The 701-nt window shown below is 62.3% G+C and carries 1 protein-coding gene; it reads left to right on the top strand.

Annotated elements, in window-relative coordinates; translation table 11 throughout:
- Positions 1–701 (top strand): sulfate ABC transporter permease subunit CysW (gene cysW / locus NKI17_RS36915; RefSeq protein ID WP_352907958.1); only part of this gene is annotated, 701 nt, incomplete at both ends.

Genomic DNA, 701 nt, shown 5'->3' with positions numbered 1-701 from the left:
CTGCCGCTGATCATCGTCTTCAAGGAAGCTTTCGCCAAAGGTATCGAGGCCTACACACAGGCGCTGAGCGAACCGGACACGCGCTCGGCGATCCGCCTGACGCTTCTGGTCGCGGCGATCTCGGTGCCGCTCAATGTGATTTTCGGCATCTCCGCCGCATGGGCGATCGCCAAGTTCGAGTTCAAGGGCAAGGCGTTCCTGACCACACTCATCGACCTGCCCTTTTCGGTCTCGCCGGTCATTTCCGGCCTGGTCTATGTACTTCTGTTCGGCGCGCAAGGCCTGCTCGGCGCCTGGCTCAAGGCGCATGGCATCGTCATCCTGTTTGCCGTGCCGGGCATCGTGCTGGCCACCGTCTTCGTCACCTTCCCCTTCGTCGCCCGCGAATTGATCCCGCTGATGCAGGAACAGGGCAATGGCGACGAGGAGGCTGCCCTGTCGCTCGGGGCCAATGGCTGGCAGGCGTTCTGGTACGTGACGTTGCCCAACGTCAAATGGGGATTGCTCTACGGCGTGCTGTTGTGCAATGCCCGCGCGATGGGTGAGTTCGGCGCCGTCTCGGTCGTGTCGGGCCACATACGCGGGCTGACCAACACCATGCCGCTGCATGTCGAAATCCTTTATAACGAGTACAATGCCGCCGCCGCCTTTGCCGTCGCTTCGCTGCTTGCCGGCCTGGCGCTCGTCACGCTGGTCTTGAA

Origin of the sequence: Mesorhizobium sp. M0816 (genome assembly GCF_040320005.1) — a bacterium.
Classification (GTDB): Bacteria; Pseudomonadota; Alphaproteobacteria; order Rhizobiales; family Rhizobiaceae; genus Mesorhizobium.
Note: the sequence above shows the minus strand (reverse complement) of the source record. Positions and strands in the feature narration are given on the sequence as shown.